Here is a 19,622-nt window from a genome sequence, read left to right as displayed (position 1 = left end):
TTCAGCCCTCAGCCCGCTGGCTCGTCCGCCACTTGCGGTCGAGCTGCCAGATGCCCAGCATCATCACCAGCTGTGACAACACCACGCCCGCAATCGAAAAGATCGGCGCAACCGCCAGCGTCAGCAGCGTCACCGCCGCTATGCCGACGCCGCAACTGCGCAGGCTCTGATGGGCGAGCGGCCGGAACGCCTTGCGCGCCTGAGTCATCACGCTCATCGGCGTCTGCACGCACTGGACCAGCGACAGCAGCGCGCACAGTCCCACCGCGATCGCGACCAGCTGCCAATCCAGCGTCGGTTTCAGGATCAACTGCGGAAAGGCAAACAGCACCAGCGCCGCAAGCACGCATGTCCCCGCCCACAGGAATACCAGCGCGCCCATGAATATCCGCTCGGACTTGATCGCGCCGTCATGATCCCCGCGCGCCACCGCACGGGTCATGCGGGGCCGCTCCAGCTGGGTAAGCGCGGTGATGCACACATTGACCGGCCGGAAGAACAGCATGCCCACCGCAACAGGCGCAAAGGCGGCAGGCCCGGCAAGCAGGGTCACGATATAGCTGTGCGCGTTCGACGTCGCCTCGGTCGAAAGCACCCCCACCAATGTCCAGCTGGACTGCTCGCGCCACACCGGGCGATAGGCGCTCAACGCCGTCGTGGGCCGCATGATGAAGTGCCGCCGCACATAGGAAATTCCAAATGGCAGCAGCCCGGCAAGGCTCGCAACGACCAGCATCGCGCCGATGCTCGCCAGGTCAGCGCCTGTCCGCGTGGCCACAAGCAGGCCAGCAACGATCGTCCCTGCATAGACGAGGTCCGATCGCGCCGCGCGCGCGGGCCGGTGATGCGCATAGGCATTGGATCGGCCGAACCAGCGGATGAGCGACAAGGTGCCCGCAAGCCCGAACATCGCCGCCGCTGCCGGGGATGCCGTGGCCCAGGCTATTCCCGCGCAGATCAGTCCCTGACTCGCCGCCAGAAGCAGGTTCACCGGAAAGAAGAAGTCGAATGACGTGCGATCGGCTCGGTCATCCTGATTGACCGCGATCGTGTAGGGCGTCGACACCAGCGCGTTGGACAGGCCATAGCCGAACTGGATGATCACCAGCAGGAAGGCCAGCGTACCGATCGCCGCTGTGCCCAGATGATGGATCGAAAAAAGCTGCACGGCCAGATGGCTGACCGACACGATGGCGGACGACAGGCTGGCAAGGCCAAATCGGCCAAAGACGCTTCCCAATTTCCTCACGCGCGTCTCCGGAGAGCAGGAGGTCGCGCGCCCTATCAGCTGCCCCTCTCGCTGCGGGTTGGGCAAGTCTTTCTCCAGTTCCCCCTCCCGCAAGCGGGAGGGGGTTAGGGGGTGGGCTTGCGCAACCGCTGTCCCATCAGCCATGGCGATGCTTCCAGATCAGCCAAAGCGCATGGGGATTGGTGGTGATGTAGCGCCAGGCCAGCTGCCGTGGCCGTGTCGCCATCCGGTGCAGCCACTCAAGCCCCGCATTCTGCATCCACATCGGCGCGCGTGGGTAATCGCCGGTCACATAGTTGAAGAGGCCGCCACAAGTGACGATCCACCCCGCTTTGATGCGATGTCGGTTACGTACGCAAAATGCCTGCTCGCGCGGCTTTCCCGTTCCTACCCAAAGCACGTCAGGCGCCGCCGCGTTGATCTCCTCTATCAGCGCGTCCTCGTCTTCCGCTTTCCAGAAGCCGTTGCGGCGGCCCGCCAGCTTGAGGCCCGGCGTCTGTTCGGTGATCCGCCGGGCGCACTCGGCATTCACCTTCTCCTCGCCGCCGAGCAGATAATAGCGCACGTCCTGTGCGGCTGCGCGCGGCAGGCTGTCGATGAACATGTCCGTGGTGCTCGACCGGTCCGCGATCGGCGTCTTGCTGAACCAGCGTGACGCCTTGACGATGATCTGCCCATCGGCGTGGATCAGGTCCGCCTGAGCCAGATCGGCCCGGAACTGCGGGTCGATGGCATTCATCGACAGGCCCTGTCCGTTGCAGTCGAACACCAGCAATGGCGTTTCCTGCTGCATCCGGCGGAGCGGGGCTTCTCGCACCATCTTCGTGATCAGGGCGTCGAGGGACAGGGTGGAAACCGGAACGCCGCCCACCACGACGTTCTTTTCCTGCATTTCTGCGGCAGGAAAAGGTTGAGGCAGGGCCCGCTCAGCACTCATGCGATGACCGTCCCGGCGATCGGCACGCCTTGCCGGTCAAGATCGTCGATGATGCGGCGCAGGTCGGCGATCGCGGTATCGCCGCGCCGGGCGACGATGACCACGGCGTCGAACCCTGCCAGGATGCTGCCGACCGGCGTCTGCTCGCCCTTGCGCTCGGCAAGGTAGAACAGCATCGATGTTTCCTTCAAGCCCCATCCATTGGCTGTGTCCGCCAGCGGGCCGCGCGTGATCAGGCTCGACGCGCTGCCCGAAGCGCGTCCCGCGGTCATCAGCCACAATCCCTCGATCGCGGTCTTGGCCGCTGGCAGCAACGCCGCACTGCCCATCAACTGTTCCGCCAATCCCGCCTTGTTCGCGACGCGGAACAACCGGTCGAGCGACGGATTGCCCATGTCGACGTCGATCAACATCGTCTGACCGTCCATCTGCGCCAGCACGACCGCCAGGTTCGCGGCCATCACCGCAGCCTCGTTTCCGGCATCCACCGACAGCACCGCCAGCCGCAGCGCGGACGGATCGCCCGCCTTCGCCGCTGCCCGCATCTTGGCCCGGACCGTCCTGATCTTGGCGGCATAGGGGCTTGCAGGATCAAAGGCCGCGACCACCGCCGGGTCTATCCGTTCATCTCCGGTCGGCAGCAGCGAAAATCCGCCCGCCAGTGCCGCCAGCAGATTGGCCGCCTCGGCATCTAGCGCGCCGATCTCCACCGCTGCCTCGTGAAAGGGAAGCCCATGTTCGCGCGCATGCATGTCGACCCGGGTGACGTCGGATTCCGCCAGGAACCCGTGATCGACCGCCAGCTTCGCAAAGCTCTGCTTGTCCCGTCCTCTGGGCCGGAGCGCGGCGGTCCCGCCGCCGGGCATCAACTGGGGTGGGGCGCCTGCCGTGGAACGCAGTCTCATGCGGCCTCCTGCCGATTGAGGAACCAGCCGCCCCGTGTGGGGACCGGCAACAGTTCGGTGATGACTTCAACTTCGGTCGCCTTGGCGACACCGGTTGCGGAACGGACGCGGGGCTTCAGGATCTCGGCGATGACGACTGCCGCCACCCCGCCGATCAGGCCCAGCGCAACCCCCGCGATCAGCCACAGCATGATGTTCGGCTTGGCTGGCAGCAACGGCACCGCCGCCTCGTCCAGCAAGCTGGCATTGGGCTGCGAAATCTGGCTCTTCAGCGTCGCTTCGTTGAAGCGCTGGCGCACCGTGTCATAGGTCTGGCGCGCGGCATCCACGTCCCGCTGCATGACCATCAACTGGTCCTGCACGTCCGACATGCGGATCATGCGATCTTCCTGGCCCGCCATGTTGGACTTGAGGTCCCCTTCGCGCCTGCTTGCCGCCCGGCTGTTGGCGTTCACCGCGCCTGCCTGGCTGGCGCGTGCCGCTGCCAGCTTCGACTGAAGCTCCGACAATTGGGCGTTGGCGGCGACCATGCTCGGATGGTTCGGGCCAAGGGTCTTCGACAATTCCGAAACACGCCCTGATTGCGTCGCCACCTGCTCCTGCAAATTCTGGACGATCAGCGACCCTTCGATGTCGGACACCGATCCCGCGCCGGCTTTCGACCGTGCAGCCGCCGCCTCGGCTTGCGCCTGGGTAAGCTGATAGGACAGGTTCTTCAGCTTTTCGGCCTCAAGGTCCATGCGGTTGATGCCGATAATGTCATGCGCGCGCTGGAAATCGGACAGGCGCTTCTGCGCGAGCTCGTACCGGCGGCGTACTTCCTGCGTCTGCTCGTCGAACCATTTGGCCGATCCTCGCGCAGGGGAGGCGCGCAGTTCGACCTGCTCGCGCATGTAGACTTGTGCGGCCAGGTTCGCGACCTTCGCCGCGACGGCCGGATCGGCATCCATATATTGCAATTGCAGCACATTGCTCTGCCGCCCGGTCGTCACGGTTAGGCTGGCCCGCACGCGGTCGGCCGCTTGCTGCACGCGCGCATCGAGCGGGATATCCTTCGGCAGTTCATCGACGAACCCGGCTTCCTTCGCCACCGCATTGATGACCTTGGCGGATCGGATGACGTCCGTCTGCGTGCCCAATATGCTGTCCACTTCCACGCGCGCGCCCGGTTGATTATTGGCATCGGTTGGGTCTGTCTGCGACAGGTCCAGCAGCAGTGAAGATGTGGCCGCATATTGGCGGGGCTGTAGGAACGCCAATATGGCGACGATCAGGAACAGCGTGCCGCCCAGCAGCGCCGCCGTCCGCCACCGGGCCTGGACGGCGGACAGCAGATCGATCGGGTTCATGGTCATAGCCCGTCAACTCCTCGCAGCATGGCGCGCATTTCTTCGGCAGGCGTCGGGGCAGGGGGCGTCGCGGGCACCGGCTGCTTTGCCATCAGCAACAGGAACTGCGGCGCCAGCGTATCTTCGAACATGAACAGTTCGCCGCCGGGCATCGGTGTCAGGATCGGCTCCAGCCGCCGCAGCGTGTCGGCGGCCTGACCTTCGTTGATCGATCCGCCGCCCAATACTTCATGGCTCAGGCGCACGAGGCGGTCATAAGAAATGACCGACATCTGGGACGCTGCGACCCCTGCCAGCGCGATCATCCGCCGGTTCGCGCCCGCGTCCCACAAGATGCGGCGGAACAGCGCGTGCGTCGCTCCGCTCATCTCCGCCCAGTCTTCCAGCGCGGACGCCAGTCCCTGCTCCACGTCGGCCAGGGTCATGCGCTCGCGGCCCGCCGCTTCGGCGACGAGCGCCGCCTGCATGCCGAACAGCCGCGCATGATAGGGCGACCCCATCGCCGCGCCCGCCAGCGCGTCGAGCGCGTCCGGATCAAGCCTCAACCGCGCATTGTCCGCGCAGCTCATCAGCAGCCGCTCCAACTCCGGCTTCGGGATCGGCGCGACCCGCTGAGGCGCGATATGTCGCCGCAACGACGGATGCGCCGCGATCAGCCCATCCACGTCTCCCGCGATGCCGACCAGTACCACCTGGACCGGCGAGTGAATGTCGGTGAGCAGCTTCAGCAGCGTCGCCACGTCCGACTTCGCCTCATCCGATCGGACCCGGTCATACTCGTCCAGGATCAAAATCGTACGCTGCCGTACGTCTTCGACCAGCAGGTTCGCCAAACGCGTTCCATCAATGGTTTCATTCATTAATTTGCGCGCTTTTTCCTGGCCCGCCCCACTCATCGGCAGTTCGCTCAGAAAAGGCCGGAACAACGCGTCGAAATCCGCGTCCCCACTCGCCGATCCATAAAGCGCGACGCATCCCGCCTCATCCGCCAGATCGCCGAAAACTCGCGCCAGCGAAGTCTTGCCTGATCCCCGCGTTCCGAAGATCACCGCATGTTTCCGCTGAACGACGATCGCCTCGACCAGCTTCTCAAGCTCGCTGTTCCGTCCGGCCAGCCCGTGCCGATCCGTCACCGGCATCGCCGTACTGAAAGCGCTATAAATGGAATCCCGTCGCAAGCTGATCGGCTTCAAAGGCGCCGCCATCGCACCCATGGAAAGAGCCCGTGGCGCTTCAGCTACCTCATCCTCCTGCTGAATTGGCCGGAAGCCCGGCGCCACAGGTGTGTCGAGCAACAAGGGCTCGGCCGCCCTCATGCGAGGCTCGCCAGAACGCGTATGGGCAGACGCCATGTTGCGGCGAAAGGACATGAGCCAGTCCAGCATACCGCTGGGCCGATCCTGCGCGAAGCCATGATCGATCGTAGTCAAAACAGCTTCTCCCGGATGATGAGGACATCTTCAGGCTGAACCGGATCATCCAGGTTCGCCTGTATTTCCTTGCCTCCCCGGCGTACTTTTATGCGCTTGGTGGAACCCGCGAGCGTCGGTCCTCCTGCCAATGCAAGGGCTTGGCGGAAGCTCTGGCCCGGCACGAAGGAGAAGGCGCCCGGCTGCTGGACCTGCCCGTAAACATAGACCTTCTCGGCCGGAGGAACGAACAGTATGTCGCCCGGCTTCAACTGGCGGCTACCCCCCACCGCCATATCGGCAAGCGATATGCGAACAGCGCCGCTCCCATCAGCTGGTGTCAGGATTACGGCGTTGGCGCCGTCCTTCGTCGAACCGCCAGCCTTCGCCAGCATGGACGCGACCGTATAGTTGCGGTCGAGCGGGTAATTGCCCGCTTGCGGCACATTGCCCAGAACAGTCACGAAGCGACTGACATAGTTGCTCACCTCTACATTGACCGATGGATTGGTGAGGAACCCGCCGCTTGCGTAGTTGGCAGCTATGGTCTGCGCCAGTTGAGATGTCGTTTTTCCTCGCGCCTGAACGGGTCCGATCAGGGCGAGCGTGACCGAGCCATCTTCCTTTATCCGCGTAGTTGACGACAGGTCCGGTTGGCCGAAGATCGAAATCTTCACTTCATCGTCGGGACCAAGCAGATATCCTGCGTCGGCTACCGGCTGGGCTGGAGCAGTCGCCGCCGGGGCGTTCGCGACAGCTGTTTGCGCCGACGCTGGAAACACCGCGGCAGCCGTGAGGAAGATCGAGAAGCTGGTCAGGAGGGTCTCTGCTTTCACAGCTCATGCTCCTTCATGTTCGAGGGTCAAAATCTGATCGCCGCGCCCAGCGTCACCTGGGTTCCACTAAATTCGGCGACATCCGTATCAGTGCGCCGCTTGTAGCGCTGCGCATCAAGGGAGAGATCGAAGCGATCCGACAGCTTGCGCTTCAGCATCGCGCCAAAGCGCTGGTTGCGGTCGGCCGTGATGGAGAATGGACGCAAGGCGGCATCCTGCCGAAACTTCCGCTTTTCCAATTCGCCATAAAAGCCAGCTGATGTCAGTTCCGAGATCGCGAACTCGCCCGCCAATCTGTGCCGGGTGCGGATTGCGAAGCCACTGGCGATCAGGCTGTCGTTGACGATGCTGCGCTCGGTCGTGGCCGTAAGCTTGAGACGCGGTACGATGCCGGTGGAAACACTGATGTCCCAACCCAGGCCATTATAACTGCCGACCGCGGGAGAGTCGCTATCTACGTCCAGCCAGCGAAGCTCGGCGTCCAACTGCGTGATCGGAGAAACTTCGCGCTTGAACCGTAGTCCATAGCTGTTGGTGCGGTTCTCGATCCCCAGCTTTTTACGATCGCTGTTCACGCGCTCGTAAAATGCCGTCAGCGTGCCCAGGCTCGGCATATTATAGCCGATCCCCGCCATGTAAGTGTCGCTGGTCTGATCCGCGAAATCAAAGGCGTCATCATTGCGGGTCAGGTCGCGGCGATAGGATGCGACGGGGAAAAGGCCTGGACGTTCGCAGCTCAGGTCCGCGCCGAATGTGGCGAACCGCTGGAGATTTTCGGTCTGCTGGTTGATATCCCCATAATCGGCGCGCTGCTGCCGATAGGATAGAAGTGGCGTCACAGAGCAGGTCGCCCCAAATCGTATCACCGCCTTCGCTTCGGTATCGAGCCGCAACTTGCTCCGCTGACCTTCGGAGATAAACTGGTCATATCCGACACGACCACGCAGCAGAAGATCGTGACGCCCTATTGGTTTGCCATAGGTCAGCTCGGCCCAAGGCGTGACAATGATGTCTTTTGTCGGGTTCTCTATCTGATCATCGACGCGATAGACGTTGTCATCATAAAGAAGATCGATGCCCGCCGTCGCGTGCAGCCCCAATGTTTTCAGTCGGGCGCCCTCATCAACCTTTGCTGACTGGGCGGTGACGGCAGAAGGGGTAGCGGCAACGGCAGCGCAGCTGACCGCTACCGCTGCTGCTCTGTGAACAATGAAGAAATTTTGTATGGCAGGCGCGCTGAGGCGCCTCCAAAAACGCGGAGTGTAAGCAATAGCCAAATGTGCAACCCTTTATTGCATTGCAGCAATGAGGGCATGCTAGTCGCGTTTGCAGACAAAACGAACCTCTGCAGGCGCAGCTTGTCGTAACTAAACCACGCTTCGTTTCATCGCAAAAACGACTGATCAGCAGCGCATGTCGCCTGCTGACAACTGTTCATCTGGCAGCAAGGAAAAGAGAAGAGGGATTCACAACTTTGTAGAAACGAGGGATATGCGTTTCAGGAGATGAGCAGCCAGCCTATCGCGCCTACCGCAGCTGCGAAGCTGAAAATCCCCGCCCAGCGAGAGAGAATCTCGACGCCGCGATCAGCGCGGTCGGCAAATGGCCGCTGCGCCAATGATGGCTGGGAAGGAATGGGACGAGCGGTTGAGCCGCCTGTGGAAGAAGGTCGCGCAACTGCGACCGGCGCAAGATCGTCTGCCACTTGATAAATCCGCCCTGTTTCAGATGACGGACATATCCTATTTTACGGTTAACAAATAGTTGGCGCGAAGATCAGGTGCGCCTCATTCTATCGCAAAATCAAGGAGGTGGTGCAAAAATCCCACGCGATGCGTCTGTAACTGATCGCCTCAATAGGCGTTGCGATGCACCAGCACGCTGAAGGTCCCGATCAGGATGGCGATATCGCGCGTCAGGCTCCAGCCATGGAGGTATTCCAGGTCTGCCTCGACGCGGTTGAGTATGTCGCGGCGAGTCTCGGTCGCTCCGCGAAATCCGCGTATTTGAGCCAGTCCCGTAATCCCGGGCTTTAGCGCATGTCGATGCCAATATTGGCGGTCGACCTGCCAGAACAGCTGTTCTTCCGCCGTCGATCCCAAAGCATGGGGACGTGGTCCGACCAGACTCATTTCGCCGAGCAGCACATTGATCAACTGCGGCAGTTCATCAATGCTCGTCTTCCGGATGAATGCGCCCACCCGCGTTATGCGATTGTCGTCGCGGCGCGTGGATGACGCTCCCGCAGCATCGCATTGCTCCACACGCATGCTGCGGAACTTCAAGATGTGGAACAGCCGGTTTCCGCGGCCGATGCGCTCTTGCTTGAAAAAGACGGGGCCGGCCGAGTCCAGCCGGATAGCGATCGCCACAGCGATCATCAACGGCGCCAATGCAATCAACAGCGGAACGGTGATGGCAATGTCCAGAAGCCGCTTCTGCGCGCGATTGGCAAGGTTCAGCGGGCCGCGTGCTACAACGAGCGTTGAAACGCCACGGTGGTTCTGCACCGCCAAAGGCGCCATCGAGTCCAGCTCGGGCACGATAATTTCGCCCAGGATGTTGCCACCCTTAAGCATTTGCGCCCAATCGGTCTTGCGATCTCCAGGGCAGGATATCACCACACGATCAAAGTCGCGCAGCAATGTGCCGAGGCGATGCAACATATATGGGTCGTCAAGATCAGCCTTGATGCCCGCCGCTTCTGCATCGACAATCACCATGCCGCTGACATCATCGGGAATGACGCCGCCATCAATGATCATCAATTGCGCAAACAAATTGTCGCTGAAATTCCGTTGCACGGCGCGCACGATGAAAAGTCTCTGCACGACAAGCAGTGTTACGCTGCAGATGATGCCGGACGATATGCCAAGACGTGAGAGTTGGCCTGTTGCCTTCAGAGAGAACAGCGTCAGCAGAAAGATCAACAATGTCCCGGCAAGTGCGAGCGCCGCGTTGCGCAAGCTTGGCGTCAACTGGGTAAGGCAAACAGGATTGAAGGCCTGATTGTGAAAGGCCACAATGCCATAGACGACCATTCCGCCGCCAAGTGGTTGCCATAGATCGGCGAAGACCAATGGCACACCAGATGCGCGGAGACCAAGAACAAAGCCGATCGCCAGCGCTGCCATATCGGCCGCTGCCAGCAACAGGCACAGCCAAAGCCTCACATTCCGCTGAATGGCGGCTGTTGTGGGCTGACGACTAGGGAAACCCTCGATCGCCAGATCGATTTTCGACATCTGCAACCCTTTTTTGTCCTGACGTCAATCGCCAGCCGTCCCGAAAGACAACTTGCATGCATCAGACATCCGCTGCCTTGAGATTATGTTGCGGAGCAGCAGGACATAAATGTGAGAGGCTGACAATCATGCATGGGACGCCCGGAAGCTCTTTTCCGATGATCCGTTCGGCTCAGCGGCTGTGACGCCCGACTTCCACGACGACCTGAAATTCAATGGCGGAATTGTGCAAGCGAAAATTTACCACTGAACGGAGCAGCTTGCCCGAATCATCTTAGGCAATTGGCGAATCAGCTGAACAGCCACCAGCCGAGCAGGCCCAGTGTCGCAAGTAAGACGATGGGACCGGCCCAGCGCGAGCAGAACTGGATGCCGGTTTCGGCATTCTCATATGTGAAGAGCTGAAAGTGCTTCTTTGAAGAAGACGTCTTGATCGCAGGATCGTGCCGGGGCGCGGCGGACAATTCCGTTGTATCGGCTGTCTTATCCTGAGGTTGAGGTGACAAGTCGATCATCTGCAAAGGCCCCGAGCAATATGCGCCTATATCACATAGGAAAACTGGCTCAAAAAAGAAGTGGTCTGTCAGGATTTTCCTAGGCTTCTTAAGGAGCAACGCCCCAGACATGATCTTGGTGGCCGCGAAAGATCTCCGAAAAATGGAGCGGGACATGCTGTGGTCTGAAATCCATCATGTTCAGTTTGGAAGACAGCGAATTGACGCATCGTCGCTTGTGGCGGCTAATCGGCCGCATCTCACAAGATGGATAGCAGGATCAGATGCCATTGAGGCGGGGAGCAGAAAATGGCGGCCCGCCTGCCATTAAAAATTCGATAAATTAGGTTATTTGTAGTCGTCAGATGCCCGTCTATGCCTTTGAACAACCATTTGAATCCGTTTCAGTAATGGACCTCTTCATCTGGATCAAATTTGTGCATCTTGAAATCAGTTCAGCGGCATGACCTATTGTTCAGCGCAGGCATATGCCCGCATTGCGACCCAAACTGGCCCCGCTACTCAGCTTTGAGAGCGGGGTTTTTTGATGGGGCACCGAGCTAAAGCAATTCGGCTGGCCCCAGTAACCGGACGGGTCGTCGCAGCCCTCTTCTGCTCGCGCGGGCGTGTAGGCAGGGGCGAGCCCAGCCGTCCCTTCCGAAAAGATCGCCATTCTTCAATGAAATTACCACGGTTCCTTTCGTCCTCCGCGTTTGACATGGCCATCGACCTGGGCACGGTGAACACAGTCATCCATGTCCGCGATCGCGGGATCGTCCTCAATGAGCCGTCGGTCATAGCCATCGAGACACAGCAAGGTTTCCGCCGCGTGAAGGTCGTAGGCAATGAAGCCAAGCTGATGATGGGAAAGACGCCCGCCAATATTCAGGCAATCCGGCCGCTTCGCGATGGCGTCATCGCAGACATCGACGTGGCTGAGCAGATGATCAAACACTTCATCGACAAGGCGCTGAACGGCAGCCGGTTTGGACGCCGTCATGAGGTGGTGGTCTGCGTGCCTTCGGGATCAACCATGGTAGAACGGCGGGCTCTGCGTGACGCTGCCGCCAATGCGGGGGCGGCCCATGTGCAGTTGATCGAGGAGCCGATGGCGGCAGCGATAGGCGCGGGCTTGCCGGTGACGGAGCCGCGCGGCGCAATGGTAGTCGACATTGGCGGCGGGACGACGGAAGTCGCTGTCCTGTCGCTGCGGGGGATCGCCTATAGCAATTCCGCTCGCGTGGGCGGCGACCGTATGGATGATGCCATCGCTTCCCACATCAGGCGCAACCACAATCTGCTGATCGGCGAAGCAACTTCGGAGCGGGTGAAGTGTGAAATCGGCGCGGCGACCCTGCCTGATGGTGAGGGGCGGCGGATCATCGTCAAAGGGAGGGACCTGGTCAATGGACGCCCGGCCGAAATGACGATCAGCGAAGCGGAGATCGTCGAAGCGCTTGCTGAACCGGTCGGCCAGATCAAGATGGCGGTGCGAACCGCGCTGGAGCAGACCGCTCCCGAACTCGCGGCGGACATTATCGAGGAAGGCATCACCCTGACCGGTGGCGGTGCGCTGCTGCGGCGGCTCGACGAAGCTCTCATGGAGGAAACAGGCCTGCCGGTGAAGATCGCCGAGACGCCGCTGATGTGCGTTGCGATGGGTGCGGGGAAGGCTCTGGAAGATAATGCTTATCAGGGCGTCCTCGCCATTTCCTGATCGTTAGAGCAAGCAACTGCCCACGAGCGCCATCGTGCAAAGGAAAGTGACGCCTGTAGTCAGCCAGCCCAACAGATTGGTCCACCTGCCCTTTGCGCGCGCCTACGACTGATGGGCTACATCATCGGCAGCAGGATAGGGCTATCCAGAGGAAGCCAAGGCCATATCTGGCGCCAACGCTGGCAGAGGTGCCGATCGTGGAGGGGCGTCATCCGCAGCGCCAGTGACGATCCCCGTGCTCATCATCTTCAACAATCCGCGCGAGCCTGTCCGGTCGAGCGAAGGCGCTCCAACGTTTCGCGGATATTCTACGCCCCTTGTCCTCGCCAGGGTGAACCAGGCCGCTGGGCGCCGGGTTCACGCCGCTAACCTGGGATATCGGCAACCAACATGAACTTGCGTCGTAGGCGCGGATTTTGAAGCACATGGCTGACCGCATGTCACATTGGATAGCGTCCATGCGAGCAGGGGAATATGCCGCCGCTTGGGCGCTGGCCGAACAGGAGTTGGCAGAGCGTGATCCAGCCAGGCGGGACGATCCGACGCTTCCCTATCATATGCGTTGGGTTTGGGACGGCCGCTCCTATCGCGGTAAGCACTGCCTGATACGCTGTTACCATGGACTGGGCGATACGATCCAGTTCGTCCGTTTTCTTCCGCTGTTGCGAGCAAGGACGCGATCGCTGACCGTGGAGGTGCAGCCACGGTTGCTGCCTGTTTTGCAGCGATCAGCAACGCGAGCGGGCGAAACGTCCATCCGCTTTCTTCCTTTCGACGAGGCACGGCCGCTCCCGCCATCGGAATGCGACATGGAGATAACCGAGCTGGGCTTCGCGTTGAAAGCGAGGCCTGAAGACACATCCGTTCCTTACCTTACTGCTAGTCCTGGAGTGCTGCCGCGCGGCACGGTTGGACTTTGTTATGGGGCGGGGGAGTGGGACCCGTCCCGATCGATCGCCCCTGAACTGTTGGCCCCGCTGTGCAAAGAAGCGCGCTGCCTCAGTCTGATGCCTGAGCCGACCACGCTTCCGGTCATCAATCGGGAGGGCTGTCCCTTTGACATGGAGGCGACGGCGGCTTTGGTCGCGGCCACGGACCTCGTAATCACGGTCGATACGATGATCGCTCATCTGGCTGGGGCCATGGGCAAGCCGGTCTGGTTGCTGCTTAACGCAAATCCGGATTGGCGCTGGCCCGCGGCTGGCATCCGGACGCCTTGGTATCCGTCGATGCGCATCTATGCCGATCAGGATGGCGGCGGCTGGGAACCAGTGGTGGAACAGGTTCGGCGCGATCTGGCGATGCGCTATACCGGGTCAGCGAAAGGTTAGTGCGATGGGACAGATGCCTACGCCTTCGGTGCCCGTGTCCTGGGGCGAGTTGATCGACAAGTTGACGATACTGGAGATCAAGCGTGCGCGCATCGAAGCGATCTCTGCCCATAGGAATGTCAGCAGGGAATATCGGCTGCTGAGCGTCATCGGCGCGGAGGCGTTGAAGGTGCCCGAAGTCGAGCCGTTGCGTCACAGCCTGAAGCAGGTGAATGAAGCATTGTGGGATATCGAAGATGCGATCCGCGAACGAGAGGCTGCCGTCGATTTCGGGACGAGTTTCGTCGCTTTGGCTCGCTCAGTCTACCAGATGAACGATCGGCGGGCGGCCATAAAGCGTGAGATCAACCGCGTGCTGGAATCGGAATTGGTGGAGGAAAAAAGCTATGCCACCGAGGGCGCGAATTCGGCGGCATTCCAGCGGCCCTTGCGAGAAGGCGCGTCGTTGGCGGACCGGACCCGTTAGATGCACGGCAGGCATCAGCCTCTTCTGGGCAGGCGCCTTGGCATCCTGACCTTTCACCGCTGCATCAACTATGGTTCCTATTGGCAGGCTCGGTGCCTGGTAGACGGCCTGAGAGCGTTGGGCGCGGACGCGGTGCTGCTGGATCACGAATGCGCAGCTGCGGCAAGGGCCGAGATCAGATGCGCCTTTCGTCCCACCTTGCCTCAACCGACGCCGAGGTCGGACTTTGCAGCCTACGGGCGCAAGACCCGGAAATTTTTAGAGGCGTTCGCTCAGTTGCCCCTGTCAGCCGCTTTTCCTCTCCACCGCCCGGAAAAGCTGGAGGAATATGACGCTATCATCGTAGGCAGTGACGAGGTGTGGAACCTTCGCCACCCTTGGTACGGGGGATGCGCGACATTCTATGGAACCGGCCTTCGCGGGCGGGTGATTTCCTATGCCGCCAGCTTCGGCAATCAGGATGCTGCCGACGGACTTCCGCCCTATTGGGCGGATCAGTTGCGCGGCTTTGCTTCGCTTTCGGTGCGGGATGAGAATAGCCGGAGCATGGTTCGTTCAGCGCTGGATGTTGATCCGGCCCTGGTGCTGGACCCTTGTCTTCAGTTCACGCCGCAATTCGCTGGCGAAGAGAGAGAAGGGGAGGGGATGGTAGCCGTTTACGGACATAATTTCCCCAGCTGGTTGTCGGATCATGTCCGGGCATGGGCCATGAAAAGCGGTCGCCGGATCGTCAGCATCGGCTACCGCAATGATTGGGCCGATGAGCAGCGCCTCGCCTGCGGACCGCATGAATTTGCGCGTTTCATGGCGAGCGCGGATGCCGTCGTGACCAGCTTCTTCCACGGCTGCGTTTTTGCGATTTTAAACCAGAAGCCGTTCGTGACGGTGCCATCTTCCTATCGCGCCAACAAGGTTCATGATTTGATACGGCGTTTGGGATTGGAGCGCCGACTGGCCCGGCAGGGATCGGGCGCGGGACTTTATGCCTCTCTACTTACCGACCCGCTTGACGATCGAGTGAGCGATCGGCTGTCGCGGTTGCGGCAACATTCAACCGATTATCTTCTTACCGCGCTGGTGCCCTGAAATCATGGGTCGGGATGAGCCTGTCAGTCCACGGGACATGGTACGATCCGGCCTTTGCATCGGATGCGGGGCATGTGCGGCCGAGGCGGCTTGCAGCGGCGCGCGGATGGATTGGGATCGCGAAGGGCAGTTGAAGCCGGATGGACCGCGCGAATGGATGCGCTCGCGATCCCGTGCTTTCTCAACTCTCTGCCCATTCTCGCCTCAGTCGGAAGATGAGGATAGCATTGCGGCCCGTCTTTTCCCCAGGGCGGCAGGATCGGATCAGTGGATTGGCCGGTTCGAGGGAGCCTATGTTGGGCACGCTTTGGAGGACAGCTACCGTGATCGGGGCAGTTCAGGCGGCATGGTCAGTTGGGTCGCGGCAGAACTGCTGCAGCGCGGCTTGGTCGATGGCGTCGCTCATGTGGCACCCGCCGATCCCGACGCAGGCGGGCGCTTCTTTCGCTACAGCATCTCGCGTGATCTCGATGCGCTGAACCGGGGCGCGAAGTCCCGCTATTATCCGGTCGATATGGCAGGGATATTGGAGGAAATTCGTGCCGTTCCGGGCCGTTATGCCATCGTCGGCATTCCTTGCTTTATCAAATCGGTCCACTTGGCCTGCGCGCAGGATACGGTGCTGCGTGAGCGCATCGTTTTCACGCTGGGTCTGGTGTGCGGCCATATGAAGAGCCGGAACATGGTAGAGAGCTTCGGCTGGCAGATGGGCGTCGATGTGCGCGATGTGGCACGGGTGGAGTATCGGCTGAAGGACGCGAGCCGTCCGGCAAACTGGTACAGGGCTCAGCTTTCTTGCCGGGATGGTGAGGAGCGGGAACAGGATTGGTGGCACCTCGTCGATGGCGACTGGGGATCTGGCTTCTTCCAGAACAGCGCGTGCGATTTTTGTGATGATGTAGTGGCGGAGACGGCCGACATCAGCTTCGGTGATGCGTGGGTAGAACCCTATTCTTCGGATGGCCGCGGGACCAACGTCGTGGTCGTACGGTCCCCTGAGATCCACGCGCTTTTGCAAAACGGGATGGAGCAAGGCCGCGTCGCGCTCAGCGCCGTCGATGCCGGCTTTGTGCGGGAGACTCAGGCAGCGGGCTTCCGGCAGCGGCGGGAAGGGCTCGCCTATCGCCTGGAATGGGCCCGGCGAGGCGTAAAGCCGCGTAAACGTGTACACTCCGGGCATCACCATCTTGGATGGCGTCGTAAGCTGATATACCGTTTGCGCTACATGATCAGCCGAGGGAGCAGCGATGCATTCCAGCTGGCGAAAAGGCTGGGACGACCAGGCATCTTCATGGTTTGGGGGCGCCTGATGCTAAAGCTCTATCATGGCGTCACCTATTCACGTGGGCGATTGGGCGCAGCATTCGACTGGGCGGAACGGCGGCTTGGCTAACGCAGGCTCGCGGCGTAAATACCGTCCATGACGGCCGCGACGGCGGCGAAGCTTTCGCATTGCGGATCGAAGCGGGGAGATCGGGCGAGTTGCGTTGCCCAGGCACTCGCCATTTGCCCGCCCCAAGCGTCGCCTGGCTCCGCCAGCGTCTGCCGCGCGGTGCCCTGGAAAAGCTCCGCCTTGAAGTCATAGAAGGAGCCGTTGACGTTGCGGAAGGCTGCACCTGCCTTGCTCCCGAAGAAGTCTGCGGTGATGACGGCGTCCTGCCCCGCAGGAAGGTGCCAGGAGCAGGCGATGCGCACAACGCATCCGTCGGCAAGGCGGAGCGTGGCAATGCCGAAGTCCTCGACCTGGCTATCCCTGTCGGTCAGTGGGTGACCCTTACTGAACAGGTCGGCGCCGATATGGTCCACTTGCGGGAACCCTAGCGTCCAGAGAGCGAGATCGATGAGATGAACCCCCAGGTCCATCATGCAACCGCCTCCCGACAGCTTAGGATCATAGAACCAGGGTTTGTCGGGACCATAAGCATTGTGGAAGGTCAGATCGATTGCATGGATCGGGCCTAACTCCCCGCCGTCGACTTGCTGCTTGATCGCGCGTATGCCCTCGGTCCCGCGATAGGAGAGATCAACGCCCAGCAGGCGGTCGGACGCCTTGGCGGCTGCGATCACGGCCTCCACTTCGGCGCTGTTCCGCCCCAGCGGCTTCTGGCAGAAGACAGGAATACCGCGTTCCAACGCGCGGATCGACTGTTCGGCATGCAGCGCACTGGGCGTGGCGATGACGATGCCGTCCAAATCCTGCTCCAGCAAGGCGTCGAACGAGTCCAGCTGTGCAGCACCCGGTGCAAGCAGCGCAGCGTCCGCTGTATTGCCGGGGAGCGCGTCGGCGATTGCCGCAGCTTCGATGCCGCCGGTCGCGAGCATCGCTTCCATCCGGTTGCGGCCGATCCAGCCGACGCCAAGGAACCCCAGCCGGGGGCGAGGGAGAGTAATTGCGGAGGCGAGGGCTTCGCTTGAGGAAAGGTTCATAGGATCACCAGCGCCTTCACAAAATTGTCCGGTTTGTCGCGGGTGGCGTCTAGTGCTTCGCCCAGCTGCTCAAGCGGATAGCGATGCGTATAGAGCGGCGCCGGGTCCAGTCGGCCTGACGCGACAGCTTCGACGGCTTCCCTGATGCCTTCCACATAGGTGGCGGGATCGCGCTCATGCGCATTGATGACGTCAATCCCACGCCAGTTCCAGAGCCACATATTGACTTGGCGCGGGCCATCCTGATGATAGCCTGCGATGATCAGCTTGCCGCGCTCTGCGGTGAGTTCGGCTGCCAGGTCGAGCGGCCATTGTTTGCCCACGGCCTCGATGACCCGATCGCAAAAGCGGCCGCCGGTGAGGTCGCTCACCCGATTGATGATGGCGTGATGGTCGTCCATCATGATCGTTTCGGCGGCACCGTAGCTGCGAGCGAGATCAAGCGAACACTGCCGACGCGATATGGCGATCACGCGAGCGCCAGATTCGGTTGCGAGCTGCGTCAATATAGCGCCCAGAAAACCGGCGCCGATTATGGCGACGGTTTGACCAGCGTGAATGTCGGCCCGGCGGAAGATGTTGAACGTGCAGCCCAGCGGCTCTCCGGGGAAAGGGATGCCGTCAAGGGCAGGAGGCAAGGGAACGATCGCCGACTCCTCCGCCAGATCATATTCAGCATAGCTGGCATAAGAGAGGGCCGTGACCCGATCGCCCGGCTTCACGCTGGTAACAGCTTCACCCACGGCGTCGATAACACCCCATCCTTCATGCCCCAGAGACCCGGGTTCCAGCGGATATTGCTGCCATTCCGGCCCGGCCCATGGCGTCAGATTGGATGCGCAGACTCCGCATCCTTCCAGCTTCAACCGGACCTGCCCCGGACCTGGCTCAGGAAGTTGCGCATGGTCGATCCGCACTGCGCCTGGTGCCGTGACGGTCGCTACCCGCATCGTGGCGGCATGCGCATAACCAGTATGATCTCCGCGGCCGTCATCTATGGTGAGGGGCATCATCTGATCCATCATTCCGCCGCCAGCGCCACCGCGCCCTCTCCATTGATGAAGGCTTCAAGCGCCTCATATGCTCGGTCGTCAGTCGTTTGGTCCGGAGGGTGCTTGCAGAAATAGGCAGCGGCAGGATGGACGGGCCCGCCAATGCCGCGGTCCGACGCGACCTTGGCGCAGCGGATCATGTCGATCGCCACTCCAGCCGAATTGGGGCTGTCCTCCACCGACAGGCGCAGTTCAAGGTTCATCGGAACGCCCCCGAACAGCTGCCCTTCCATACGAAGGAAACAGACCTTGTTGTCATTCTGCCAGGCGACATAATCCGACGGGCCGATATGGATATTCTCATCCTCCAGCCGGGTTTCAGCGACCGATTGCACTGCCTCCGTTTTCGAAATCTTCTTGGACTTCAGCCGGGTACGGTTCGACATGTTGAGGAAGTCGGTGTTGCCGCCGGTGTTGAGTTGATAGGTGCGGTCCAGCTTCACGCCGCGCTTGGCGAACAGGTCGGTCAGCACTCGATGGACGATGGTCGCGCCCAACTGTGCCTTGATGTCATCACCGATGATTGGAACGCCTGCGCTTTCAAAACGCGCCGCCCATTTGGGATCGCTGGCGATGAAGACCGGGATGTTGTTCACAAATGCCACGCCCGCGTCCAGCGCGCACTGCGCATAGAATTCGGTCGCCTCCTGCGATCCAACGGGCAAATAATTCAGAAGCACGTCCACCTTCGCTTCTCGCAAGCGTTTGACGATATCGCTGCGGCTCGGCTGAGCTTCCTCTTCTGCTAGGAGGAAGGTCCGATCGTCCGGATAATCCGCCATATGCTCTGCATAGCCGTCGAGAATGTGGCCCATCTCCACCTTCACACCCTGTTCGGGCACCTCGCGGCAGAAGATCTGGGTGCAGTTGGGCTTCGCAAAGATGGCCTGCGCGACATCTTGCCCGACCTTGCGCCGGTCGATGTCCCAGGCTGCGACCACCTGAATGTCGCAAGGGCGGTAGCCGCCAAGATCCCAATGCATCAGCCCCAGATGATCATTGCTTTCAGCCCTGTAGTGGGACAGCCCCTGAACTAGCGAGCTGGCGCAATTGCCCACGCCGATGATGGCGATGTTGATCGGCTGCCTCGCCAGGCTATGCGGTGATGACGTCATGCTC

17 protein-coding genes are annotated in these 19,622 nt (G+C 61.1%); 5 read left to right on the top strand and 12 right to left on the bottom strand.

Translation table 11 applies throughout. From position 1 onward, the window contains the following. Window position 1: 1 nt before the first annotated feature. The 9 genes from SPHS8_RS04465 to SPHS8_RS04425 all read right to left on the bottom strand — a co-directional run bounded on the left by SPHS8_RS04465 (window position 2) and on the right by SPHS8_RS04425 (window position 10,445). Window positions 2-1,249, bottom strand: coding sequence for a polysaccharide biosynthesis protein (locus SPHS8_RS04465; protein WP_236574964.1), 1,248 nt, complete (start codon window positions 1,247-1,249; stop codon window positions 2-4). Between the two features lie 136 nt (window positions 1,250-1,385). Next, the gene (locus tag SPHS8_RS04460) at window positions 1,386-2,186 is read right to left on the bottom strand and encodes a WecB/TagA/CpsF family glycosyltransferase (RefSeq protein WP_201514314.1); all 801 of its coding nucleotides are present in this window, start codon (window positions 2,184-2,186) and stop codon (window positions 1,386-1,388) included. Then, window positions 2,183-3,091 (bottom strand): capsular biosynthesis protein, encoded by a 909-nt coding sequence (locus SPHS8_RS04455; protein WP_097091714.1) that lies wholly within the window; start codon window positions 3,089-3,091, stop codon window positions 2,183-2,185. Before SPHS8_RS04455 ends, SPHS8_RS04460 begins: the two co-directional genes overlap by 4 nt. After that, window positions 3,088-4,446, bottom strand: a complete 1,359-nt coding sequence (locus SPHS8_RS04450) for a GNVR domain-containing protein (RefSeq protein WP_201514312.1) — start codon at window positions 4,444-4,446, stop codon at window positions 3,088-3,090. Before SPHS8_RS04450 ends, SPHS8_RS04455 begins: the two co-directional genes overlap by 4 nt. Further along, window positions 4,443-5,870, bottom strand: coding sequence for an ATP-binding protein (locus SPHS8_RS04445; RefSeq protein ID WP_236574962.1), 1,428 nt, complete (start codon window positions 5,868-5,870; stop codon window positions 4,443-4,445). Before SPHS8_RS04445 ends, SPHS8_RS04450 begins: the two co-directional genes overlap by 4 nt. After that, entirely contained in the window at window positions 5,867-6,685 is an 819-nt protein-coding gene (locus tag SPHS8_RS04440; RefSeq protein ID WP_201514309.1) for a polysaccharide biosynthesis/export family protein, read from the bottom strand. The genes SPHS8_RS04445 and SPHS8_RS04440 overlap by 4 nt, the downstream gene beginning before the upstream one ends. Before the next feature lie 26 nt (window positions 6,686-6,711). Next, window positions 6,712-7,785: a hypothetical protein gene (locus SPHS8_RS04435; RefSeq protein WP_236574961.1), complete on the bottom strand. Its 1,074-nt coding sequence runs from the start codon at window positions 7,783-7,785 to the stop codon at window positions 6,712-6,714. Between the two features lie 753 nt (window positions 7,786-8,538). Beyond that, on the bottom strand, window positions 8,539-9,930 hold the full coding sequence (locus SPHS8_RS04430; protein ID WP_201514305.1) for a sugar transferase: 1,392 nt from the start codon (window positions 9,928-9,930) through the stop codon (window positions 8,539-8,541). A 290-nt stretch (window positions 9,931-10,220) separates the two neighbouring features. Then, window positions 10,221-10,445, bottom strand: coding sequence for a hypothetical protein (locus SPHS8_RS04425; protein WP_201514302.1), 225 nt, complete (start codon window positions 10,443-10,445; stop codon window positions 10,221-10,223). A gap of 658 nt (window positions 10,446-11,103) precedes the next feature. Between SPHS8_RS04425 and SPHS8_RS04420 the strand changes: the two genes are divergently transcribed. The 5 genes from SPHS8_RS04420 (at window position 11,104) to SPHS8_RS04400 (ending at window position 16,417) form a co-directional block, all read left to right on the top strand. After that, window positions 11,104-12,141, top strand: a complete 1,038-nt coding sequence (locus SPHS8_RS04420; protein WP_097091709.1) for a rod shape-determining protein — start codon at window positions 11,104-11,106, stop codon at window positions 12,139-12,141. A gap of 425 nt (window positions 12,142-12,566) precedes the next feature. Next, window positions 12,567-13,472: a glycosyltransferase family 9 protein gene (locus SPHS8_RS04415; RefSeq protein ID WP_201514301.1), complete on the top strand. Its 906-nt coding sequence runs from the start codon at window positions 12,567-12,569 to the stop codon at window positions 13,470-13,472. Between the two features lie 4 nt (window positions 13,473-13,476). Then, entirely contained in the window at window positions 13,477-13,938 is a 462-nt protein-coding gene (locus SPHS8_RS04410; protein ID WP_236574960.1) for a DUF6165 family protein, read from the top strand. Continuing rightward, a complete protein-coding gene (locus tag SPHS8_RS04405) occupies window positions 13,939-15,024 on the top strand; it encodes a polysaccharide pyruvyl transferase family protein (protein WP_201514300.1) in 1,086 nt (361 codons plus the stop codon). Window positions 15,025-15,130: 106 nt separating this feature from the next. Continuing rightward, the gene (locus SPHS8_RS04400; RefSeq protein WP_236574959.1) at window positions 15,131-16,417 is read left to right on the top strand and encodes a Coenzyme F420 hydrogenase/dehydrogenase, beta subunit C-terminal domain; all 1,287 of its coding nucleotides are present in this window, start codon (window positions 15,131-15,133) and stop codon (window positions 16,415-16,417) included. Here SPHS8_RS04400 and SPHS8_RS04395 read toward each other — a convergent pair. Genes SPHS8_RS04395 through SPHS8_RS04385 form a run of 3 tightly spaced genes read right to left on the bottom strand, consistent with a single transcriptional unit; the run spans window position 16,414 to window position 19,618 of the window. Further along, the gene (locus SPHS8_RS04395) at window positions 16,414-17,451 is read right to left on the bottom strand and encodes a Gfo/Idh/MocA family protein (RefSeq protein WP_201514294.1); all 1,038 of its coding nucleotides are present in this window, start codon (window positions 17,449-17,451) and stop codon (window positions 16,414-16,416) included. The two genes, SPHS8_RS04400 and SPHS8_RS04395, sit on opposite strands and share 4 nt — an antisense overlap. Then, window positions 17,448-18,476 carry an MDR/zinc-dependent alcohol dehydrogenase-like family protein gene (locus tag SPHS8_RS04390; protein WP_236574958.1) on the bottom strand — a complete coding sequence of 343 codons (1,029 nt, stop codon included), beginning with the start codon at window positions 18,474-18,476 and terminating at the stop codon, window positions 17,448-17,450. Before SPHS8_RS04390 ends, SPHS8_RS04395 begins: the two co-directional genes overlap by 4 nt. Continuing rightward, window positions 18,473-19,618: an inositol-3-phosphate synthase gene (locus tag SPHS8_RS04385; protein ID WP_201514289.1), complete on the bottom strand. Its 1,146-nt coding sequence runs from the start codon at window positions 19,616-19,618 to the stop codon at window positions 18,473-18,475. Before SPHS8_RS04385 ends, SPHS8_RS04390 begins: the two co-directional genes overlap by 4 nt. Window positions 19,619-19,622: the final 4 nt, after the last annotated feature.

Origin of the sequence: Sphingobium sp. S6, from assembly GCF_905120495.1 — a bacterium.
GTDB lineage: Bacteria > Pseudomonadota > Alphaproteobacteria > Sphingomonadales > Sphingomonadaceae > Sphingobium > Sphingobium agri.
This window is presented reverse-complemented; position numbering and strand designations above follow the sequence as displayed.

What these genes read in the sequence shown, in the direction of transcription:
- SPHS8_RS04410 (WP_236574960.1), top strand. Translation starts at nt 13,477, where the DNA reads ATGGGACAGATGCCTACGCCTTCGGTGCCCGTGTCCTGGGGCGAGTTG.
- SPHS8_RS04450 (WP_201514312.1), bottom strand. Translation starts at nt 4,446, where the DNA reads ATGACCATGAACCCGATCGATCTGCTGTCCGCCGTCCAGGCCCGGTGG.
- SPHS8_RS04425 (WP_201514302.1), bottom strand. Translation starts at nt 10,445, where the DNA reads ATGATCGACTTGTCACCTCAACCTCAGGATAAGACAGCCGATACAACG.
- SPHS8_RS04455 (WP_097091714.1), bottom strand. Translation starts at nt 3,091, where the DNA reads ATGAGACTGCGTTCCACGGCAGGCGCCCCACCCCAGTTGATGCCCGGC.
- SPHS8_RS04405 (WP_201514300.1), top strand. Translation starts at nt 13,939, where the DNA reads ATGCACGGCAGGCATCAGCCTCTTCTGGGCAGGCGCCTTGGCATCCTG.
- SPHS8_RS04415 (WP_201514301.1), top strand. Translation starts at nt 12,567, where the DNA reads ATGGCTGACCGCATGTCACATTGGATAGCGTCCATGCGAGCAGGGGAA.
- SPHS8_RS04430 (WP_201514305.1), bottom strand. Translation starts at nt 9,930, where the DNA reads ATGTCGAAAATCGATCTGGCGATCGAGGGTTTCCCTAGTCGTCAGCCC.
- SPHS8_RS04460 (WP_201514314.1), bottom strand. Translation starts at nt 2,186, where the DNA reads ATGAGTGCTGAGCGGGCCCTGCCTCAACCTTTTCCTGCCGCAGAAATG.
- SPHS8_RS04390 (WP_236574958.1), bottom strand. Translation starts at nt 18,476, where the DNA reads ATGATGGATCAGATGATGCCCCTCACCATAGATGACGGCCGCGGAGAT.
- SPHS8_RS04400 (WP_236574959.1), top strand. Translation starts at nt 15,131, where the DNA reads ATGGATTGGGATCGCGAAGGGCAGTTGAAGCCGGATGGACCGCGCGAA.
- SPHS8_RS04385 (WP_201514289.1), bottom strand. Translation starts at nt 19,618, where the DNA reads ATGACGTCATCACCGCATAGCCTGGCGAGGCAGCCGATCAACATCGCC.
- SPHS8_RS04420 (WP_097091709.1), top strand. Translation starts at nt 11,104, where the DNA reads ATGAAATTACCACGGTTCCTTTCGTCCTCCGCGTTTGACATGGCCATC.
- SPHS8_RS04395 (WP_201514294.1), bottom strand. Translation starts at nt 17,451, where the DNA reads ATGAACCTTTCCTCAAGCGAAGCCCTCGCCTCCGCAATTACTCTCCCT.